General features: G+C 44.5%; 15 protein-coding genes. All 15 read left to right on the top strand.

All coding sequences use genetic code 11. The features are described 5' to 3' along the window. The first annotated feature begins 94 nt into the window (after window positions 1-94). The 15 genes from BLS15_RS01885 (at window position 95) to BLS15_RS01810 (ending at window position 16,272) form a co-directional block, all read left to right on the top strand. Window positions 95-1,633 (top strand): cobyric acid synthase, encoded by a 1,539-nt coding sequence (locus BLS15_RS01885; protein WP_231515069.1) that lies wholly within the window; start codon window positions 95-97, stop codon window positions 1,631-1,633. A 395-nt stretch (window positions 1,634-2,028) separates the two neighbouring features. Then, on the top strand, window positions 2,029-2,544 hold the full coding sequence (locus tag BLS15_RS01880; protein WP_021256341.1) for a DUF2179 domain-containing protein: 516 nt from the start codon (window positions 2,029-2,031) through the stop codon (window positions 2,542-2,544). A gap of 325 nt (window positions 2,545-2,869) precedes the next feature. Next, window positions 2,870-4,033, top strand: a complete 1,164-nt coding sequence (locus BLS15_RS01875; RefSeq protein WP_021256340.1) for an ABC transporter ATP-binding protein — start codon at window positions 2,870-2,872, stop codon at window positions 4,031-4,033. Window positions 4,034-4,039: 6 nt separating this feature from the next. Then, window positions 4,040-4,699, top strand: coding sequence for an ABC transporter permease (locus BLS15_RS01870; RefSeq protein WP_028531715.1), 660 nt, complete (start codon window positions 4,040-4,042; stop codon window positions 4,697-4,699). 215 nt (window positions 4,700-4,914) lie between these two features. Next, complete coding sequence (locus BLS15_RS01865; protein ID WP_028531716.1) at window positions 4,915-5,814, top strand: glycine betaine ABC transporter substrate-binding protein; 900 nt, start codon at window positions 4,915-4,917, stop codon at window positions 5,812-5,814. A gap of 13 nt (window positions 5,815-5,827) precedes the next feature. Continuing rightward, window positions 5,828-6,523, top strand: a complete 696-nt coding sequence (locus BLS15_RS01860; protein ID WP_028531717.1) for an ABC transporter permease — start codon at window positions 5,828-5,830, stop codon at window positions 6,521-6,523. Window positions 6,524-6,821: 298 nt separating this feature from the next. Beyond that, a complete protein-coding gene (locus tag BLS15_RS01855; RefSeq protein WP_021256336.1) occupies window positions 6,822-7,382 on the top strand; it encodes an RNA polymerase sigma factor in 561 nt (186 codons plus the stop codon). A gap of 128 nt (window positions 7,383-7,510) precedes the next feature. Then, a complete protein-coding gene (locus BLS15_RS01850; RefSeq protein WP_021256335.1) occupies window positions 7,511-8,980 on the top strand; it encodes a hypothetical protein in 1,470 nt (489 codons plus the stop codon). Between the two features lie 264 nt (window positions 8,981-9,244). Continuing rightward, window positions 9,245-10,111, top strand: coding sequence for a hypothetical protein (locus tag BLS15_RS01845; RefSeq protein WP_090509631.1), 867 nt, complete (start codon window positions 9,245-9,247; stop codon window positions 10,109-10,111). A gap of 212 nt (window positions 10,112-10,323) precedes the next feature. Then, window positions 10,324-11,802 carry an MDR family MFS transporter gene (locus tag BLS15_RS01840; RefSeq protein ID WP_254777265.1) on the top strand — a complete coding sequence of 493 codons (1,479 nt, stop codon included), beginning with the start codon at window positions 10,324-10,326 and terminating at the stop codon, window positions 11,800-11,802. A 141-nt stretch (window positions 11,803-11,943) separates the two neighbouring features. Continuing rightward, window positions 11,944-13,056 carry a hypothetical protein gene (locus BLS15_RS01835; protein WP_021256332.1) on the top strand — a complete coding sequence of 371 codons (1,113 nt, stop codon included), beginning with the start codon at window positions 11,944-11,946 and terminating at the stop codon, window positions 13,054-13,056. 114 nt (window positions 13,057-13,170) lie between these two features. Then, window positions 13,171-13,914 (top strand): hypothetical protein, encoded by a 744-nt coding sequence (locus tag BLS15_RS01830; RefSeq protein ID WP_028531722.1) that lies wholly within the window; start codon window positions 13,171-13,173, stop codon window positions 13,912-13,914. Between the two features lie 113 nt (window positions 13,915-14,027). Beyond that, on the top strand, window positions 14,028-14,783 hold the full coding sequence (locus BLS15_RS01825) for a hypothetical protein (RefSeq protein WP_090509628.1): 756 nt from the start codon (window positions 14,028-14,030) through the stop codon (window positions 14,781-14,783). A 121-nt stretch (window positions 14,784-14,904) separates the two neighbouring features. After that, window positions 14,905-15,405: a hypothetical protein gene (locus tag BLS15_RS01820; protein ID WP_090509624.1), complete on the top strand. Its 501-nt coding sequence runs from the start codon at window positions 14,905-14,907 to the stop codon at window positions 15,403-15,405. A 444-nt stretch (window positions 15,406-15,849) separates the two neighbouring features. Continuing rightward, on the top strand, window positions 15,850-16,272 hold the full coding sequence (locus BLS15_RS01810) for a hypothetical protein (protein WP_090509617.1): 423 nt from the start codon (window positions 15,850-15,852) through the stop codon (window positions 16,270-16,272). The last annotated feature ends 33 nt before the right edge of the window (window positions 16,273-16,305 follow it).

Raw genomic sequence — 16,305 nt, 5'->3', positions numbered from 1 at the left:
GCTTGGCTCTGTTTCGGCTCAAGAAGAAGCCGGACAGAAGGAAATCGGGAAGGTAGAGCATGAACGAAGCAAGCCCGGGCGCGGACGGACGATCATGCTGCAGGGCACGGCTTCTGATGTGGGCAAAAGTGTTGTGACCACGGCGCTGTGCCGCATTTTGAAGCAGGATGGATATAAGGTGGCGCCGTTCAAGTCACAAAATATGGCGTTGAACTCTTACGTTACGCCTGACGGCAAGGAGATCGGGCGTGCACAAGGTGTGCAAGCCGAAGCATGTGGGGTTATGGCAACGACGGATATGAATCCAGTGCTGCTGAAGCCCATGCAGGAGATGAGCTCCCAAGTCGTCGTTCACGGCAAGCCTTATCAAAATTTGAGCGCTCGCGATTATCGCTCTAGCTTCCTACCCGAGGCGAAGCGCATCGTCGTTGACGCGGTCAATAGGCTTCGCGATGAGTATGATATTGTCGTCATGGAGGGGGCAGGAAGCCCAGCGGAAATTAATCTCAAGCATAATGATATTGTGAACATGAACATGGCTACCTGGGCAGATGCTCCAGTTATCCTCGTCGCGGATATTGACCGCGGCGGTGTATTCGCGTTCATCGTCGGGACATTGGAGCTGCTGGAGCCGCATGAACGAGAACGGGTACACGGCATCATCATTAATAAATTCCGCGGTGATGTGTCGCTTCTGCAGCCGGGAATCGAATGGCTAGAGGAACGGACAGGCATCCCGGTACTTGGTGTGCTTCCTTACGCCAATGATCTCGATATTGAGGCAGAGGACTCTGTTGCTCTCGAACAGTGGAAAGGCAAGGCAGAACCGGAAAATGATCTGGATATTGCCATAATGGCGTTGCCCCATATCTCAAACTTTACCGATATTGATCCAATAATAGCTGAGCCTGATGTTCGCGTTCGATATGTGAGAAAGCCGGAGGAGCTGGGCAATCCCGATGCAATCGTCATTCCGGGTACCAAAAGTACAATGGCTGATCTAGAGTGGCTGCGCAGCACGGGATTGGCGGAAGCTGTTCAGCACTACGCAGCACAACATCTAGGGGCAGTCGCAGGTATCTGCGGCGGTTATCAGATGCTTGGCCAGCATTTATCTGATCCAGCAGGAGCTGAGGCGGAGGCAGGAGCGACCATGGAGGGATTAGGCTTACTCCCACTGGCTACGGAATTTGCCGCCGAGAAGCGAACTGAGCGGGTATCGGGTGTCGTGAGCGCATCGCAGCTCGTTGGAACACCCATGCACCAAGTTCCCGTTGAAGGGTATGAGATTCATATGGGGCGTTCTACGATCACGACACATACCGGCACCGGCATTGAAGCTGAGCCCCTATTCAGGCTTGATGGCGATGGGGGAACAGATGGCTGTGTAACGGAATCAGGACGTCTATTTGGAACGTATATGCACGGTGTTTTTCATAATGATGCCTTTCGCAGGGGCTGGTTGAACGGGCTGCGTCTCAAGCAAGGGCTCAACCCTATCCCGACGATACTGAATTATAATGCGAAGCGTGAGGATGCATTTGATCGGCTAGCTGACTTGGTGCGGAGCAACTTGCAGATGGATGTGCTGTATCGCATTCTTCAAGTAGATAATCCAGAGGATAGTGTATAGCTGAGGGATTCGAAGGAGCAATCGGACACAGCAGCAGGAGAAGGATGGGAAAGCACGAATTTGAAATGATTTCCCTATCGCCTTCTGCTCTTGCCTCGACGTACTAAAGACATTACAATCAAGGGAGTTCGGGACATGGTTACCGAGGTCCTTCTTTTTTTGCATAAGGCTACGATGGCTGTTGATTTGTTCATACAATGATTCGAGACATTGTACGGAGCAATTCATGGGAAGGGCGTTTCGAAGCTTCCTTGATAGGGTACTGAATTTATTACGATGCGCTTTATAAGTACTGTACAGGTGCTGCATTGCTTTGATGCACTGCTGATGGACATCGGAAGCATGGTCCATTGCTGCTGTACAACTGCTTAGCAGGCGAGAGAGGATTTGCGTGTATGCTTACGATACTGATTGCCATTTTCACGATCCAAATCGTATATGTCTCCTTTTTTACGCTGCGGATGATTCTGACGTTGAAGGGGCAGCGCTACTTGGCTGCAACGATCAGTACGGTAGAAATTATTATTTACGTGCTCGGCTTGAATATGGTGCTGAAGTACTTGAACGAGCCAATTAGTCTGATTGTGTATGCCGCTGGTTATGGAATTGGTGTCCTCGTTGGGTCATGGATCGAGGATAAAATTGCGCTTGGTTATGTCGTACTGAAAGTAATTGTCAACAACCCGCACAGTGAGCTTCCGAATCATTTGCGCGATCACGGCTATGGAGTAACGACATGGATCGGCAGCGGCCGAGACGGCGAACGCTTAATGCTCGAAGTGCTGTCACGGCGCAAAAATCGGAATAAGCTCCAGGCTTCAATCCTCGATATGGAGCCAAAGGCTTTTATTATTACATCTGAACCATCACAGCTGCATGGCGGCTTCTGGACAAAGGTGACACGGCGTTAAGGCGCAGTGAGCCTTTGTCTTTTTTTGGGTACGTATTAACAGTGCTGTTTATTGGCTATATTGGGTATATCGCTTAACACTAATGAAGATAATAAAACCGTCCTTTTTGCGAGGGCGGTTTTTTTGTTGTTTTTACTTATGTGGCAGTGGTTAATATATACTTATAAGTCTAACTTATATATAGATTTTTCATAGGTCTACATAACAGGAAAATGCATGAAAGTTTACATGAAAAAATATATATGTAATAATAAACATAATTGTTTTCATCGTTTTCATAGCTATGAAATATATTATCTAATCTTATAAAAGAGGTGAGCGATGCATGATTCAATTCCAGCATGTGAATAAGGTGTATGAGGATGGCTTTCAGGCGTTGAAGGACATCAATCTTGAGTTCAAGAAGGGAGAGCTAACCGTTCTTATTGGACCGAGCGGCTGCGGAAAGTCGACCACAATGAAGATGATTAATCGTCTCATGACTCCTTCCAGCGGCACCATTCTCATTGACGGCAAAGACGTGTCGTCGCAGAACCCCGTAGAACTCCGCCGCAATATTGGCTATGTTATTCAAAATATTGGTTTATTCCCCCATATGACAATTGGGAACAACATTGCAGTTGTCCCACGGTTGAATAAGTGGGAGAAAGAGAAGATCGACCCTAGAGTCGACGAACTGATGCGTCTTGTTAATCTAGATCCGGAAATTTACCGCAACCGGTATCCTTCTGAGTTGAGCGGCGGCCAGCAGCAGCGTATAGGTGTGGCTCGCGCTTTTGCAGCAGATCCGGATGTTATCCTGATGGATGAACCGTTCAGTGCGCTTGACCCGATCAGTCGTGAGCAATTGCAGGATGAATTGATTCGGTTGCAGCAGGATTTCAACAAGACCATTATTTTCGTTACACATGATATGGATGAAGCGATCAAAATCGCGGATACCATCGTACTCATGAAAGATGGAGTGGTCGTGCAAACAGGCTCTCCGGAAGCGATTCTCCGGCATCCGGCGAATGATTTCGTTCGTACCTTCATTGGACAGAAGCGTCTGGAGAGCGAGTCCCCAATTGAGATTCCTACTGTAGATGAGGTAATGGTGACAACACCAGCGACGGCATTCCCGAACCGCGGTCTTGCTGAAGCGATTAAAATGATGGAGCATCGCAAGGTAGACTCCTTGTTCATCGTAGATCGTGCCAAAAAGCTTCAAGGCATCGTGTCGATCTACAACGTACTCGATCAATACGGCGAGGAAGGCAAGACGGTCAAGGATGTCATGAAACCAATTGGCTATTCGGTACCAGCGGGAACGCCGCTGCCAGATGCCTTGAACATCATGAATGATCATCGCTTGACGAATTTAGCGGTGATCGACAATGCGGGAACCCTTGTAGGACTCATTACGCGGGGGAGCGTCGTCAAGCACTTGTCCGAGGTATATCCAGCTGTCGTCGATAAGCTGGCCAAAGCATATGCGGAGGAGGCGTAACGGATGATGAATGAATGGTGGGCATTCTTTCAGGAGCGCGGTGCCGACATCGTTACGGCACTCCGTGAACATTTGACGATTACAGCAGCCTCCGTGCTGCTTGGCTGCTTGGTTGCAATTCCATTAGGAATCCTGCTCGTCTACAATCGCGTGAAGTGGGTGAACAGCATCGTGTTCTTCGGCGCGAACTTGTTGCAGACGATTCCGAGCTTGGCCTTGCTTGCTATTCTGATCCCTCTGATGGGGATTGGGATGAAGCCTGCGATTATCGCCTTGTTCTTGTACTCCATTATGCCGATTCTGCGCAATACGTACGATGGCTTCGAGTCGGTCGACCGCGGTGTGCTGGAATCTGCTCGAGGTATGGGGTACGACACAATGCAGCGCATTCTTCGCATACAGCTCCCTCTGGCACTTCCTTATATCATGTCGGGGATACGAATTACGACCGTATATATTATCAGTTGGGCCACGCTTGCAGCACTGATCGGTGCAGGTGGTCTTGGACAGCTTATCGTATCCGGTCTTGGCGTGAATAAGCCGGAATTGATCGTTGCAGGAGCTGTTGGGGCCATTGTACTGGCATTCGTCATTGACGCATTGCTGGGATGGCTTGAACGAGCACTGACACGCCGTTTCGGACGGACGAGCAGCATGGCCGCATAAATTGCCGTACGTGAACGGGGTGGACAGTCGGATAAATGTACTAGGGAAATTGGTTTAATTGTTTGTCTGCTGCTAATCGCGGTCAGACAGATGAGAGTTACCGATAGTTTAGAGTTAGCTGTAAATGGTAGACTGACGACCTTCCGGGAGATGGTTGTCAAATTTTCATGGACAGCTGTGCTAACGTCTGAATAAGGGAGGACACGCATATGAAAATGCGACACAAATGGGCTGCTGGCGGTACTGCACTTATGCTGGTGATGACATTATTGTTGTCCGCGTGCGGAGCCGATAACCGGATAGTTATCGGCACCCAGACATTTTCAGAAACAAAGATTATTGCAGAAATGTATAAGGCGCTTATTGAGGATCGTACAAATATTAAAGTTAAAGTGCTGCCGGATCTGGCGGCGAGTCCCGTTGTCATTAATGCGATGAAGAAGAACGAGGTGCAGATGGCGACCTTGTATTCGGGAGAGATTTTCAACAACCACTTCCCTGTAAAGGAAACGAAAGATCGCGGGGAAGTGTTGAAGCAGGCCCAAGAGGGCTTCGATAAATATTTTGACTTCAAGTGGTATGAACCGCTTGGCTTTGAAAATACGTATGCCTTCACGATTCAGAAGAAGCTCGCGGATGAGAAGGGGTATAAGGCAATTTCGGATGTAGCGAAGGATGCTGACAAGCTGCGGCTTGGTGTCGATACGACATGGCTGGAACGCGATGCGGATGGATACAAGGGATTTCAACGAACCTACGGCTTCGCCTTCGGCAAGGAGTTCCCGATGGAAATGAGCCTTGTGTATGAGGCGGTGGCGAACAATCAGGTGGATATCGTGCTTGCGTATTCGACAGATTCGCGTTTGAAAGCATACAATCTAACCACGATTCAGGATGACAAACAGTTCTTCCCGCCTTATGATGCATCGCCAGTGATTCGCAAGGATGTGCTGGAGAAGCATCCGGAGCTGAATGGCGTGATCGGACTGCTTCTGGGAACGCTCGATGAGAAGACGATGATTGACCTCAATTATCAGGTGGATATTGAGAAGAAGAGCGAACGGGAAGTTGCGGTTGATTATTTGAAACAAGTGGGCCTATTGCAGGGCGAATGAGAGGGGGATATGGATGAGTAACTACGAATGGTCAATTGCAGATTTACTGTCTTACATGGGAAGGAACAGCGGCATGCTGTGGGAGTATTTTGTGACGCACGTGATGATGGTGATAGGCGGCATAGTTCTGGCGCTCGCGATTGGTATCCCTCTCGGTGTGCTCTGCTCCAAGAATGAGAAGCTGGCCAAGTTCATTCTGGCCGTGACAAGCATGCTGCAGGTCGTACCGAGTCTGGCGCTGCTTGTGCTGTTAATGCTCGTATTTGGACTTGGAACGACGACCGTGGTCGTTGGCTTGTTATTGTATTCCTTGAACCCGATCGTACGCAATACGTATGTCGGCTTGAAGCAGGTGAACGGCAGCTACGTGGAAGCGGGACGAGGGCTCGGGATGAGCTCTTTGCAGCTGCTGTTCAAGGTAAGATTTCCACTTGCGCTGCCCTATGTTATTTCTGGGCTTCGCATCGCGGCTGTCATTGCAATCGGGGTTGCCACCATTGCTCCACTTGTTGGTGGCGACGGACTAGGAAGAGAGATCTATTCCGGCTTGAACGGACAGAACCCGCTCCGACTGTACGCAGGTGCGATCCCCGCGGCGTTGCTCGCTATTGTTGCTGATATTGTATTCGGTGTGCTGCAGCGCAAACTTAATTTCGCTCATCGGACTTCGAATTCAGGATCCAAGCAAGGTGCCGCGTCTTCGAAGTAAGGCACACGCACGAAAAGTAAATTTATACGCTACATGCTGCGAGGCATAATCGAGAAGGAAGCACCGGGAATCGGTGCTTTTTTTATGGACTGATCCAACTGACAGGACGATGTGGTACGAAGAGTTAGATGTGAACAAAACATGAATATCTTTATATTATTGTTACATTTTGGAATAATTGCGTTATACTCAAAACGAACAGGGTTGCTTTTACGGGCGAGCTTGTAAGCAGCAGCGAGTCAGATCAACCGGAAGCAAGAACGCCTCATATCAATGACTTGATCGGGGGAAAGCAAAAATGGGACAAGCATTGCTTCAATTGTACTCCAATGTACAAAATGCGAATCTAGAGCTACAGGAAGCCGTTTATTATCAATTTCGCAAGCTTGTATATGCGGACATTTATGCCATCGTTCAAGATCTCTCTTTAACGGAGGATGTCATTCAAGAAGCCTCGATGAAGGTGCTGGCTAATGTCCATCGTGTGCAGCATCCTGCCGCTATACGATCATGGGTCAAACAAGTCGCGCGCCATGCTGCGTTAGATGTTCTTCGCAAAAATAAAAGCCACTATATCCAACCAACTGAGTCCATGATTCACATGGCGAACCCAACCTCACTTTCTACGGAACCAGATATATCGATTGAAGTTGAGAATAAAATGCGAGATTCCTTGCTGCATCAGGCGATATGGGAATTGAAGTCCCACTACCGAGGCCTGCTTCATATGCACTATTTTGAAAATAAATCGTATAAGGAGATGTCCAAGGAGTTGCACTTATCCGAGCAAGTGATCAGCCAACGTCTGGCCAGAGCGCGGAATAAGCTGCGACAGCAATTTTCAAAGAAATGGTCGTAAGGTTGCATTCGGAATGTCATGATATTTTTCGTTAGAAAAATCATCGTGGATGCGTCTTTAGTAATAAGACCTTCCGTTCCTCCCAATTACAAGGTCTCATACAATGACGAGAAAGGGGTAAGTCCACGATGAAGAAAAAGTTTTCAATCGTAATGGTGCTAAGCCTCGTCCTGCTGCTTGTCTTTCAAATGAGTGTAGTGTCTGCAGCCGAAGACAAATTCTCAGAGACGCTGCCGGCAACCATGCAAGAGAATGAATTATCACTTCAAGCCACAATGGATCATGCGGAGCCTGTTACACAACTGGTGAAAGCCGCGCCTGCCGAAGGCTTGGACGGAACTTTGGAGCATACGATTACAGCTCCCATAAATTTGAATGATGCCGAGGCAATACTGCCTCAATCAAGCGCCCTGCGCACATTAGCGGAGCCATCCAACACGGTAACGACCGCCACATATAGCGGGGTTATCCCGAAGGAAGGAGAAGCGGTTCATTTATATCCGATATACGTGAAGCCTGGCGACGTACTTCAGGTACAGCTGGATCCACCATTGTCTCCTCAGTTGAACTACGATTTGTATTTGTACGAATTCGATATGGCGACAGGCAATCTCAATACGACACCAATCGATCACTCGATTTACGGAACATATATGAATAATTACGCCAACGGAACGCGCACGTTATCAGAAAACGTCGGCACCAAAAACACGACGTCTGGAGATAAAGCGTATCTCATCGAGGTTCATGCCAAGCAGGGTGGAAGCATTAATGATCCGTTTAACGTCACACTTGCCATCAGCTCAGAATACGACGCCTATGAGACGGATGAAAATGCATTTCACGCCTACGGATTTACGGTAAACACATCTGGGTCATCGTTGAACACGCGTTCAATCAGTTCCTCGATCGATAATGATTGGTTTGCAATAAACGTACCGGAAAATCGCAATTATGACGCATTGAACTTAACATTGGATAACGTCTCCATGAGCAAAGGATATAAGGTTGAAGTATACGGGGCTTATGAAGGCAATCAAATGAGGCTGCTGTCATCTCCGGCAGACAACAACGTTCGAATAGGAACGGGTACATTCTATGTTCGTGTCTATACGACAGGCCAATATGATAATACAAATTACACGTTGACTGTTAGACCGGTACTGCGTGCAGATAAGATTGCCATTACCGGCTTTAATTCCAATGAAGGCCCGAATTCTTATCCGACTTACCAATACGGAAGACATTTCCGCGCCAAGGATACGCTCACGGTATACGGCAAGGTGACAACATCGGATAATTATGCGGTTGCTAATGCGAAGGTGGATGTCCTGTGGCTGAACCAGAATTGGACGGAGGGCAGCGGCAATAGAACTCGTGCTGCTTCCGTATATACGGATGCCAACGGAAATTTTACGGCAACATTAAGTCTGCCGGCTTCAACAGGCAGTATAAGGGAATTTTTACCGGGAGCTATTAATTTTACACATTATTATGACTTGAGTGGCATTAACGTACAAGTGTCTGAACGTCCGAGCGTAAGTGCAACGGATATTATCTATCACTTCGCTTATAGCTTGTACGGAGGAAGAGGTTAATTGTTCACGGATGAGAATATGATGATCGACGGTTAATCAGTTCGTACTTTTCATTATTATAAGTAAGCAGCAAATAGCCTCCAATATCGCCTGCAAGCGTATTGGGGGCTTTCTATATCGCTTTGGCTTATGGTTTCTTACTGACTTTGGAAGTCGATGTAAATTATTGACTGTCATAGGACGATATAGGGTATAGAATCCTGAAATATTCATCTCTGATTCACGATAAAATCATACGATGATCCCATCACGCAGGAGGCAATCATGAAAATAAACAGTGTACAAATCTCGCCGAAGCTGTATGACAGCAACGGACAAATGAGCAAGCAGACGAGAACAGTTACCGGCATAATGAATGACGTCAAGCACGACTCCGTTGAAATCAGCCCGACCGGACGGCAGCTAGCTGTCGGAGCTATTGAACATCACGTTGGTTCTTACTATGGCAATGCGGATATCCATGAATCCTTGCAGCGCGTCTTGGAAGGGAAATCCCCTGAAGTTAGGAAAGCCGTCTATACGATCATTGAATCCAATCTTGCTCCTGGCGGATCTGTGCCTGATGAAGTTGATCGTTACGCCTTGCAGGAACTTGGGCTAACCCAAGCCAAGTATGTTGCTCGGCATTATTTTGACAAAGAAGAGGGTTCCGAATTGCTGAGCACGCTCAATAACATAGCTGTTCTATCCCGAAATCCGTCAGATGGAACGGCAGTTGGGGCAAATCCATACAGGGAACCCACGCCAAAACCAGTTGGAGCTCCTGACGACTATGTCAATATTACGGATTTGATGAAACGTTTTGCGCCTGAAAGCCACCAACAGATGGAGGAAGCTATCATCAATGGTGGTGACTGGTTTGGTGTTCTAATGAAGTTTGCACAGCAAATCCCGCAAAATAAGGACTGGATGAAGAAGAATCGAGAGGAAATGGATGCTGCTAAGAAAGAGGCCTTACCTGTGAAACTAGATAGCCGTTTTGATAAAGCGAACCTGATGGATATGCAAACATTTAGCAAGGATGTTCAACAGATGCTTCAGCAATTGTCGAGAATCGATCGTGAAACAATGGATCGGAACAACGCCTATTTTGCACATGTAATTGGACATACGGTGGCATCAAAAAATTGAATTGTTGATGCAGAGTCGCGCTTTTAGGGGAATATAAGCTGCGGCTCTTTTTTTATATATGCCGAAAAAAATACACATTTTTTTCAATTTCATATGTCAATATTGACACAATAGAGGGTGAAGGATTACACTAGAAAGAGAGCCATGTCGTCTAAAAGCTGTGACATGGATGAACGGGCGCATTAGAAATCGAATATAGAAAGCTGTGATGTATGTCTATGGAAGAACAAGGTCAACCTATGATGACCAACCGTATGTTCTGGAGTATTATTTTCGCTATATTTTTCGGCAACTTCTTGGCCGTATTAAGTACGAATACAGTCAATATTGCGCTGCCTGTCATGATGAATCATTTCAATACCGATCTGACAACTATCCAATGGGTATTGACGGGATTTATGCTGGCAACAGGGATTATTGCTCCTGCTGTTGGATATTTGGGCAACCGATTCAGTACGAAGCGGTTGTATGTATTTGCCCTTAGTGGGTTTGTGATTTGCTCGATATTGTGTGCAATCTCTTGGAGCGAGTGGAGCTTGATTGTCTTCCGTGTCCTGCAAGGGATGTTCAGCGGCATTATTATGCCAACGACGATGTCGGTCGTCTATCAAGTGATTCCCCGTGAACGGCAAGCGATGGCGATAAGCCTGTGGGGCTTGTCTGCTATGCTCGCGCCCGCAGTGGGGCCGACACTTGCTGGATTAATTGTCCATGTTGGGGATTGGCATTGGCTGTTCTGGATGAATGTGCCGATTGGATTGATTGCGATTGTGTCGGTGCTGCGCTACATTCCGATGTATCGTATTTCGAGTGGAGAAACGTTTGATAAGCTTGGTTTCTTCTCCGTCGCAATGGGCAGTCTGTTACTGCTGCTTGCCTTCGGCAATTTGTCCAATTGGGGATGGGGCTCCTGGAAGACAATTAGCTGCATCATTGTCGGCACAGTTATCTTAATTGCATTCGTTCGCCGCTCACTCCGCATTGAGCATCCGTTGCTGAATTTCCGAGTGTTCCGTTATAAACGATTTGCCTTCAGCATGATCCTCGTTACGATCATTACCATTAGCTTATATGCGGGCGCGTTATTAACGCCGTTATTTCTGCAGCGGGTACAGGGCTCCTCGACGCTTGTATCAGGGCTAGTCCTCCTTCCTGCATCAGCGCTAATGGCTTTCGTGATGCCGTTCACAGGACGCTGGTATGAACGGTTCGGCCCAGTGAAACTGATCACCACCGGTCTGCTGCTGATGGTGATGGGTACGTACGAGCTGGGACGATTGCAGGTAGATACGCCTCACAGCTACATTACGCTGTGGATGGCAGTTCGCAACGTAGGGATTGCTCTTGCCAATACCCCGATTTTGAATGCAGGCATGTCGGCAATTCCGCGGGAACTGTCTGGGTATGGATCTTCGATCAATAGCTGGCTGCGTCAAGGGATGGCGAGTTTGTCCATCGGCCTGTTTACGTCCTTGCTGGCTGTACGCGCGCTTCATCATGCAGGGGATCTGCATGGCGTGATCGCCGACGCGACATTGCTGAAAAATACTGCATTCACGATGAGTATCAATGAGGTGAACATGATCAGCATGGTCATGACCTTAATCGGCTTGCCATTTGTCTACTGGCTTGGGAAGACGCAGGGTAAAGTTGCTCTGGAAAAATCAGTTATTGAGAAAACTAAAATCTAACCTAATAATTGAATAATAGAATGATGAGCAGAGCCACTTGAATGGAGTGGGCTCTGCTTTTTTTATAAAGAAGTACGAAATGATAGTTTACTAAAACTAAAGAAAGTATTATTATGATGATATAAAAAGGGGTGGATGAAGATGGGGAAAATGTCGGAGCATTTAGATTATGAAATAACAGATAGTAAATCTCGCTTAAAATCGGTACAAGAAATCATTTCAAATTATGATGAGGATATCGTGCGTTATTTTGACGAAGTATATAACCCGCACATCGGTCAACATGGGATGTTAAGTGACAGCAACAGGGTAGCGAAGGACTTAGAATCGTTAGCAAATTATTTGCTTTATACTCAAGATAGTGATGCAGCCTCCGATACAATTACGGCATATCGAAAAAAGCGAAACCAAATTCGTGAGTCTGCCATCGAAAAAATAATTGTGGTCGAGGAGTCAAAAAAAGAATCGAGTCGGTCCATTATCAAAATTCCAAAACTAAAGGTTCTTAAGGAGGATCGATTAGCATATGCAGAGCTAAAAGAAACGGGTAAGACCATTGAGCAGATTAATAAGCTCATAAAAACGAGAACAGATTCGAAGGGTCAGCAAATGCCAGCAACAGAGATCAAAAAACTAAAATGGATTCGGACAGACATTCAAAAGGACGAAATTGCAGTAAAAAATGAACTTAAGCAATACATTAGATTCAATAAAATCAGCAAAATTGAAAAAGATAACAACCAACTTTCCTATATTCGATTTGACGATATTGAAATTGTTCGAACACTGTTTGAATGCTATACGGAGTTGAAAGAGAAGTCATACGAAGATACTCACGGATATTTAAAGCTAGTGATGCTTAATTTTGAAGAATTAATGGATCATACCGTAATGAAGGACTACATGAAGGATGTATTCATGTGGAAAATCGAAGGTTGCACACATGACATCATGATTGAGCGGTTAAATCAAAAATACCAATTAAAAATGACCAAACCTGCACTTAGTAAAATGACAAGGGATACGATTCCATCTATGCTCGTAGAAACATATAAACAAAGTAAAGAAGATTGGCTATATACATATATATTGCGTGGAAAATATAAGACATGCAACTGTTGCAGGCAGAGCTATATTGCGAGTACAAAATACTTCAGTCCTATGAAAAACTCGAAATCAGGACTTCGTTCGATTTGTAAACAATGTCGTAAATCCAAATATAGAGAGTCATGTCATACTACAAAAGCAAAATAAAGTACTATAATTAATAATCTATTTATATGAGGAGTACGGTGATTTCTGTGAAGAATTATTTCTTATTAATTATTTTATTGTCTGCGTATATGAATAGGAGCGAGATGAAGAACAATGGAGAGTCTTGATTTAAAACTGAAATTATTAGGAGGAAGGCCGATTTATGCAAAGAATTTTGGTGACATTTATCCGTTGAGAATAAGAGACATTATTGATGTAGGATATTCAGAATACATGAAATATTTAAACATGATTGCGTTAGATAATAGCAATCTCCTGAAGGAGGCACCGGATCATATGGATACGCTTGAGCTATTGTTATTGGGAGGTGGTGATGAGATTGTTGATCTTCTCTTGCAGTCAGTTTCCTTCTTTCTCAGAGCTGAAGTGTACCCGGATAAGGAAAACGTAGGCTTAATAGTTACAATGACTGATGGAGAGACACGTCAAATTAATAAAATGAATTATAAAGAGATTCAGGAAATAATTAAATGGCAAAATTACATCAATCATTTTGATGAAAAAAAGGGAAATGAGTTCGATCCGGCAGATGAAGAAACAAAAAATTTAAAAGAACAAATGGATAAGCTGGCAAAACAACGAGATGAACTAAAGCGGCGGAAAAATAGACTAGATGATGAAGATAACGCCAATTTAGATTTCTTTGATATCCTCGCAGCCATTACCTCTAAATCATATAGTATCAATGAAATTAACATGCTGGACTTAACGGTGTTCCAAGTGTACAGGAAGTTCAAGCGGCTTGAGATTATCGATCAGTATGATATTAGTATTCAATCGATGCTGGCAGGGGCCCAGAATGTTCAGCTTCGTCATTGGTCAAGTAGAGATAATTAAGGGGAAAATAGGATTGGAGAATAGAATAACCAAAAAACAATAAATCATTACGCATAAGTGACTATTTAGAATGTAAGCAACTCAAACATAACTTATTAAGGAGAGGATTTATTATGGCACGATTTGGAGTTAAAGAGGTAGCAGATGTAATGTTCTACAATTTGTTGACGAATAAGGCAGAATTGTACTTGGATACATTGAAGCTATCTAATCTGGAAAATACGGCAGAAAGCAGCTTTGCAACTGGCGGTAAAGGCGGAAGCCGTCTTGTAGGTTGGGATTTCGGTCGTACAGCTACATTTAATATCCAGGACGCACTGTTGAATCCAAAATCCATTGCGATGCAAACAGGCACTGAGCTGGAGAAACGCACGGAAATGATTTATGAGCGTGTGGTAGCCGTGGCAACTGACGGCGGTTCGAATATTTCGAAAATTGTCCTTGAAGAAAAGGCAGATAAAGATTCTGTTCAAATCTACTTCTCTGAAGATGGCTATAGCCAAGGAAAAGAAGTGCCGACGGCATCAATCACAGTAACGGACAAGGAAATTACGGTTCCATCCAGTGACCTGCCAGTTGGTCAAAAGGTTATTGTGTACTTTACTTACCAAACAGCGAGTGACGCAGAAGTTCTTACGATTAAGTCCGATAAGTTCAGCGGTTACTATCGTGTCGTTGGTAAAACGGTATGGCGTTCTGAAACGACAGGTAAGGATGAGAAAGTTCAAATCGTCATTCCAAAAGCAAAAATCGGTTCCGAGTTTACATTGACTATGCAGCCTGATGGAGATCCATCCGTATTCGATATGAAATTGGACGTATTTAAAGATCCAGCAAGCACAGACATGGTTAAGATTGTTCGTTACTAATATCAAAAGCTGAATAAAGTATTAATTGAAGGCGAGAAGGGTTCTCCTTCTCGCCTTTTTTTTCGAATTTTAATAAAATGAACATTTTATTTATAAATTGACGATTCAGGAGTGAACACAAATGGCAAAGCGAGTAAAAAACTTAAATTATGAACTGATTTCACAAATGAATGAGAAGTTCAACGAAACGAAAAAGGTTGTCGTTACGATTGACATTGGGGAAAAGGCCCAGCATTTCGGCTTAGAAATTTGTAAATATTTTAGTCCCGCCAAAATGGATTCTTGCATTACAGAATTGATCGATAAGCTCGATCAAGCTAAATTGCAAGATAAGGAGAAATATGAACAAATTATTGTTCCGTATTTGATGTTTTTAACGGTTAAGCATTTTACAACATTAGAGCTTCCTTCTACATTCAGTGAGCAGCTTCAAGCCATTGAAACCATGATTAATACAGGGACACTTTTTCAGATTTATATGAGTTTTGAGGAAAAAGAGCTCGAAAGATTGTCTAGCACCCTGCGAAGTGCTATCGATAATTTCAATGCAAATGCTAAAGAATTTGAAGAACTGAAAGAGAAAATGAAAACACAGTTAGTGGATAAAAGCCTAATGGAATAAAGAACAGGGGATAGTAAGTTGTCTAGCAGAAAATATATAAGATACGTAACAAAAGAGAAGTTAGAAAAGGTAGCGAACGAAAATAAACATTATGTGAGTTGTTATTTTACATATAAAAGTCTTACTGAATCCTCCCAATTAAGTTACTTATCTGATTTTAATCAGTGGTTGGTTTTTTTACATGACAGAGTTGAAAAAGGAATAATGTCAGAAGAGGATATATTAAAATGTCTGAATTCTGAGAATGGGATCGACAGAATGATCTCACTAATTGAGGATTTTATTTCGTTTTGCATTATGGAGCTAGGAAATAATGAACGAAGAATTCAACGAAGATTAAGTTCGATGTCGTCCTTCTTCTTGTATTTGTTGAAGGAGCGTAAAATTCGTTCTAATCCGCTTGATTATATTGAACGTCAAACAAAATAAAAGGAGAAATTTCAAATGGAACTAAAAAATGCTGAGGTTGAGCCCTTTATTACCTTTTTGATGAGCTTTGAATTAACGGGACAGAAATCGCGAATGCGAACCAGATTCGTGAAAGTCTTAATGGAGCGTCACAAGCTGATACAAGAAGAGCATGCGGAATTGATTCGCGAGTTCGCTAAGCTGGACAGCAACGGTGAGCCTGTCATTATCGATTCGAACGGTCAGCAAATGTATGATGTGCCTGATCGAAAAGGCTTCCAGGGTGAGTATTTTCTATTGTTAAATGAGAATTTTATTGTTGAGCAAAATACAGAGCGTAAAGAAATGCTGCTCTTTATAAAAGAATTAATTTTAGAGTGCGATAAGACTTTTAAAGGTAGCGAGGCTTTGGAATATGACAGATGGTGCGATATTGCGGAGATGATTACATATGAATGATATGGGTGAGGGGTGCGAAGAGCACTCCTTTTT

The organism is Paenibacillus sp. cl6col (genome assembly GCF_900102125.1).
Taxonomy (GTDB): Bacteria; Bacillota; Bacilli; order Paenibacillales; family Paenibacillaceae; genus Paenibacillus_B; species Paenibacillus_B suaedae.
This window is presented reverse-complemented; position numbering and strand designations above follow the sequence as displayed.